Origin of the sequence: Isoptericola sp. NPDC057391, assembly GCF_042668085.1 — a bacterium.
GTDB lineage: Bacteria > Actinomycetota > Actinomycetes > Actinomycetales > Cellulomonadaceae > Isoptericola.
Genome location: NZ_JBHVBO010000237.1, coordinates 1 through 5,346 on the forward strand (window position 1 = coordinate 1; position 5,346 = coordinate 5,346).

The 5,346-nt window shown below is 73.7% G+C and carries 5 protein-coding genes; 2 read left to right on the top strand and 3 right to left on the bottom strand.

From position 1 onward, the window contains the following. Positions 1 to 2 precede the first annotated feature (2 nt). Complete coding sequence (locus ACFUVW_RS19265) at positions 3 to 764, bottom strand: MIP/aquaporin family protein (RefSeq protein ID WP_430572911.1); 762 nt, start codon at positions 762 to 764, stop codon at positions 3 to 5. A 110-nt stretch (positions 765 to 874) separates the two neighbouring features. Then, positions 875 to 2,620, bottom strand: coding sequence for a glycerol-3-phosphate dehydrogenase/oxidase (locus tag ACFUVW_RS19270; protein ID WP_430572912.1), 1,746 nt, complete (start codon positions 2,618 to 2,620; stop codon positions 875 to 877). A 97-nt stretch (positions 2,621 to 2,717) separates the two neighbouring features. Between ACFUVW_RS19270 and ACFUVW_RS19275 the strand changes: the two genes are divergently transcribed. Continuing rightward, a complete protein-coding gene (locus ACFUVW_RS19275) occupies positions 2,718 to 3,671 on the top strand; it encodes a sugar-binding transcriptional regulator (RefSeq protein WP_430572913.1) in 954 nt (317 codons plus the stop codon). A 57-nt stretch (positions 3,672 to 3,728) separates the two neighbouring features. Further along, positions 3,729 to 4,274 carry an amino-acid N-acetyltransferase gene (locus ACFUVW_RS19280; protein WP_430572914.1) on the top strand — a complete coding sequence of 182 codons (546 nt, stop codon included), beginning with the start codon at positions 3,729 to 3,731 and terminating at the stop codon, positions 4,272 to 4,274. Between the two features lie 78 nt (positions 4,275 to 4,352). Here ACFUVW_RS19280 and ACFUVW_RS19285 read toward each other — a convergent pair whose 3' ends face one another. Further along, a complete protein-coding gene (locus ACFUVW_RS19285) occupies positions 4,353 to 5,294 on the bottom strand; it encodes an A/G-specific adenine glycosylase (protein WP_430572915.1) in 942 nt (313 codons plus the stop codon). Positions 5,295 to 5,346: the final 52 nt, after the last annotated feature.

Sequence of the window (5,346 nt, forward strand, 5' to 3'; positions counted from 1 at the left end):
GATCAGGAGTAGACGGAGCCGAGGAGGCCGGCGAGCACGCCGCCCACGAGCGGGCCGGCGACGGGCACCCAGGAGTACGCCCAGTCGCTGGAGCCCTTGCCCTTGATGGGCAGGAACGCGTGCGCGATGCGGGGTCCGAGGTCTCGGGCCGGGTTGATGGCGTACCCGGTCGGGCCACCGAGGCTGGCGCCGATCGCGACCACGATGAGCGCGACGGCGAGCGGCCCGAGCCCGGACGGCGTCTTGCCCGAGACGACGACGAAGAACACCAGCACGAAGGTCGCGATGACCTCGGTGACGAAGTTCCAGCCGTAGGAGCGCAGCTCCGGCCCGGTCGAGAACACCGCGAGCTTGGTGGCGCCGGGCGCCTCCTGGTCGAAGTGCTTCTTGTACACGATGAAGGCGAGCACCGCGCCGATGATGGCGCCGATCATCTCCGCCGCGAAGTAGATGAACATGTTGCTCACGGTCGGTTCGATCGTGGCGGTGACCCGCCCCTCCGGGCCGGTGAGCGTCGCGAACGGCTGCTGCGCCGAGTAGAGGCCGATCGTCACGGCCGGGTTGAGGTGCGCGCCGGACTTGTAGGCGGTGAAGACACCCGCGAAGACCGCGAGGCCCCACCCGAAGTTGACGAGCAGCCAGCCGCCCTCGAAGCCCTTCGTCCTCGGGAGCACGACGTTGGCGACGACGCCCGCGCCCAGCAGGATCAGCGTCGCGGTCCCGAGGATCTCGGACCAGAACGCCTGCATGATCAATGAGTCCATCGTCGGATCTCTTTCTCTTGAGGGACCACGTTGTCCTCTCCGGGATCGGAGAGAGCCCGCGACGGGCGGAGCCCTGCGGGAGACCGGCCGGACGTCCGGCCGGGGTCGGATCAGCCCCGCAGGGGCTGCATGGCGGCGACGTCGGTGGCACGGAGGCGTGCGGCCTCCGCGCTGGCGTCGTCGGGCTCGTTCTCCGCCGCGTCCTCGGCCTGGGCGCGGGCGGTGTAGGCGTCGATCTCGGCCTGCTTGGTCGCGTCGTCCCAGCCGAGCAGGGGCGCCGCGACGTCGGCGATCTCGGGCAGCGCGGCCAGGCCGCGGTCCGCGACCTCGTACACGAGGCGGGTGCGGTGCAGCAGCAGGTCCTCGAGGTGCAGCGCGCCCTCGTGGCTGACGCCGAAGTGGATCTCGGCGCGCAGGTACGCGGGGGCGTGCTCGAGCGGGCGGGCGAGCGACGGGTCCTGCTCGCACAGCTCGACGAGGTGCCGCAGCTGCGACCCGTAGCGGTGCAGCAGGTGGTCGACCATGGGGGGCTTCCAGCCGTACTTCGCCGCCCAGGTGCGGGCGAGGCGACGGGTGGCCTGCAGCCCGACGGCGCCCAGCAGCGGGATCTGGTGCGTGATCGACGGGAGCGCGGCGGCGCGCTGGCCGATGGCGAAGTCCACGGCGTCCTTCGCCATCACGCGGTAGGTCGTGAGCTTGCCGCCGGCGATGACGGTGAGGCCGGGCACCGGGCTGGCGACGGTGTGCTCGCGCGACACCTTGGCGGAGCTGGTGCCCTCCTTGGTGCCGGGCTGCAGCAGCGGCCGCAGGCCCGCGTAGGTCCCGATGATGTCGTCGCGGGAGAGCGGGTGGGCCAGCACCGCGTTGGCGTGGTCCAGGATGTAGTCGATGTCCTGCGCGGTGGCGACCGGGTGGGTCGGGTCCTGGGTCCAGGGGGTGTCGGTGGTGCCGACCACCCAGTACCGGGACCACGGGATGACGAACAGCACCGACTTCTCGGTCTGCAGGATCAGGCCGACCGTGCCCTTGATGCGCTCGCGGGGGACCACGATGTGCACGCCCTTGGAGGCCAGCACGCGCAGGCCGCCGGTGTCGCCGGCCAGCGCCTCGGTGTCCTCCGTCCACACGCCGGTGGCGTTGATGACGTGCCGGGCGCGCACGGTGATCTCCTCGCCGCTCTCAAGGTCCACCAGGACGGCGCCGTTCACCGCGCCCGTGGCGCCCTTGGTGAGCGCCACGACCTGCGTGCGCGACGCCGCGTGCGCGCCGTAGCTGACGGCGGTGCGGACGAGCGTGGACACGAGCCGGGCGTCGTCGACCGACGCGTCCCAGTACTGCACGGCGCCGATGGCGGCGTCGTGCGCGAGGTCGGGGAACTTGGTCTCCATCCGGCGTCGCGACAGGTGCCGGTGCAGCGGCATGGCGCGGCGTCCCGGGGCGAGGGACGCGAGCGTGTCGTAGAGCGCGATGCCGGCGCCGACGTACGCGCGCTCCCAGAGCCGGTGCTCCAGCGGGTACAGGAAGGGCACCGGCTTGACGAGGTGCGGGGCGATGTCCTTGAGCAGGAGGTCGCGCTCGGTGAGCGCCTCCTTGACGAGGTGGAAGTCGAGCATCTGCAGGTAGCGCAGACCGCCGTGCACCAGCTTGCTGCTGCGGCTGGACGTGCCCGACGCCCAGTCCTGCGCCTCGACGATCGCGGTCGACAGGCCGCGGGTGGCGGCGTCGAGCGCGATGCCGGCGCCGGTGACCCCGCCGCCGACGACGAGCACGTCGAGCTCGCCGCTGGGGGTGTGGGAGCCCTTGAGCGCGGCGAGGGCCTGGGTGCGTGACTCGGCTGTGAGCCGGGTGGAGGCCATCGTGGTTCCTTCCGATCGACGACGGTCCCAGGTCAGCACCGCCAGCACGTCCGCGCAACCTGGGTGCACAAACGTGCACCTGGTGCATGCTGGGGGGATGGCGAGCTACCGGGAACGCGACGTGGTCATGGCCGCGACGATGTACTACCTGCAGGACATGAAGATGGAGACGATCGCGCGACACCTGCGCACGTCCCGCTCCACCGTGTCCCGGCTGATCAAGCGCGCGCGGGACACCGGCGTCGTCGAGATCACGCTGCGCCCCGGCCCGTCGCGGGCGCCCGGCCTCGGCCAGCAGATCGCCGAGCGGTACGGCATCGACGCGTACGTGGTGCCCGTCTCGGACTCCGCCAGCGACGACGACCGGCTGCAGCAGGTCTCCATCACCACCGCGCGGCTGCTGGCGCGCTGGTTCGACTCCGACATGGTGCTCGGCGTGGCGTGGGGCACCACCCTCGCCGCGATCACCGAGCACCTGCCCCACAAGCCGACCCGCGGGTCCGCCGTCGTGCAGCTCAACGGCGCGGCCAACACGCGGACCTCGGGCATGAGCTACGCGGGGGACCTGATCTCGGGGTTCGGCACCGCCTTCGACGCGTCCGTCCACTACTTCCCCGTGCCGGCGTTCTTCGACTTCGCCGAGACCAAGGCCGCGATGTGGCGGGAGCGTTCCGTGCGCCGCGTGCTCGACGTCCAGGGCCGCGCCGACATCGCCCTGTTCTCCGTGGGTGCCCTCACCGGGGGCGTGCCCTCGCACGTGTACTCCGCCGGGTACCTCGACCCCGACGACGTCGCCCTGCTGGACGCCGAGGGGGTCGTGGGCGACGTCTGCACCGTCTTCGTCCGCGCCGACGGCACCTACCGCGACATCTCCCTCAACGCCCGCGCCACCGGGCCCGCGCCCGCCGAGCTGCGCCGCATCCCGCGGCGGCTGTGCGCCGTCGCGGGCGGCAACAAGGTGGCGCCCCTGCGGGCGGCGCTCGCGGCCGGCGTCGTCACCGACCTCGTGATCGACGAGGTCACGGCCGCCGCGCTCGTGGAGGAACCGTGAACGTCCGTGCACCGGGATGCCCGCGCCGGGAGGGGGACCCGCTCGTAGAGTGACGGCGTGCTTCCGGAACCGCCCGGGGACCGCCGGCCCCAGGACCACGGCGCGTCGTTCGCCGTCCGCTCCGCCCTGCCGGCGGACATGCGCGCCGTGCGCCGCCTCGTGGAGCCGTACGCCGAGCGGCGCATCCTGCTGGCCAAGGAGATGGTCGGCTACTACGAGGCCGTCCAGGAGTTCCTCGTGGCCGCCGACGTCGACGGGGGCGTCGTGGGGTGCGGCGCGCTGCACGTCATGTGGGACGACCTCGCCGAGGTGCGCACCCTCGCCGCCGACCCGGCGTGGCGCGGCCGCGGCGTGGGGCACGCGCTCGTCGAGGGCCTCGTCGAGCGGGCGCGCCGGCTCGGGCTGCGCCGGGTGTTCTGCCTGACCTTCGAGGTCGGCTTCTTCCGCACCCACGGATTCCGCGAGATCGACGGCACGCCGGTGGACGCCGAGGTGTACGCCGAGCTGCTGCGCTCCCACGACGACGGCGTCGCCGAGTTCCTCGACCTGGCGCGCGTGAAGCCCAACACCCTCGGCAACACCCGGATGCTGCTCGAGCTCTGATCACCGTTGTGGGTGCGCCGGTGGCCCCGAGATCGGTGAGAAGAGGGCCACGATCCCACCCGCAACGGTGGGGGGCCATCAGGCGGGCAGGTGGTAGCGGCCGGTTTCGTCCTGCTCGACGAGCCCGTCCTCGACGAGGCCGCCGAGGCAGCGGTCGACCTGGGCCTGGTCGGGGCCGGAGTCGGCGAGCAGGGCGCGGGGCACGGGCTCGACGGCGGCGCGCAGCGCGGCCATGACGCGCCCGCGCACCTGGCGGTCGGTGCCGTGCCAGGCCTGGGTGCGACGACGGTGGGCGTGCGCGTCGGGCGGGTGGCCGGCGGCGCGCCAGGCGCACAGGTCCGCCACCGGGCACGCGCCGCAGCGCGGCGCCCGGGCGGTGCACACGAGCGCGCCGAGCTCCATCGACGCCGCCGCCCAGCGCGCGGCGGTGGCGTCGTCGTCGGGCACGACGCCCGCGGCGAGGTCGCGCTCCGCGGCCGTGGGGGAGGGCGATCCGAGCGCGGTGCCGGCGAGCGTGCGGGACAGGACGCGCCGCACGTTGGTGTCGACGACGACGGACCGGCGTCCGAATGCGAACGCGCGCACCGCGGCCGCCGTGTACTCGCCGATCCCGGGCAGGGCGCGCAGCGCCTCCTCGTCGTCGGGGACCACGCCGTCGTGCCGCTCGACGATCGCGACGGCGCACTGCTGCAGGCGCAGCGCACGCCGCGGGTAGCCGAGCCGGTCCCACGCCCGCAGGACGTCGGCCGTCGGCGCGGCGGCGAGGTCGGCGGGCGTCGGCCACCGGTCCAGCCAGGCCCGCCACACCGGCTCGACCCGCACCACCGGCGTCTGCTGCAGCATCACCTCGCTGACGAGCACGCCCCACGGCGTGCGGTCCGGGCGCCGCCACGGCAGGTCGCGCGCGGCGTCGTCGAACCACGCGACCGTGCGCGCGACGAGCGCGGCCGGGATGTCCGGGGTTCCCGGCGCGGGCGTCGTCGGGCGGAGCGGGGCGGGGCTGACGGGCACGGCGCCCATTCTCACCCACGAGCTGTCAGGCCCACGGCGGGGGTATAGCCCGCCGTGGGCC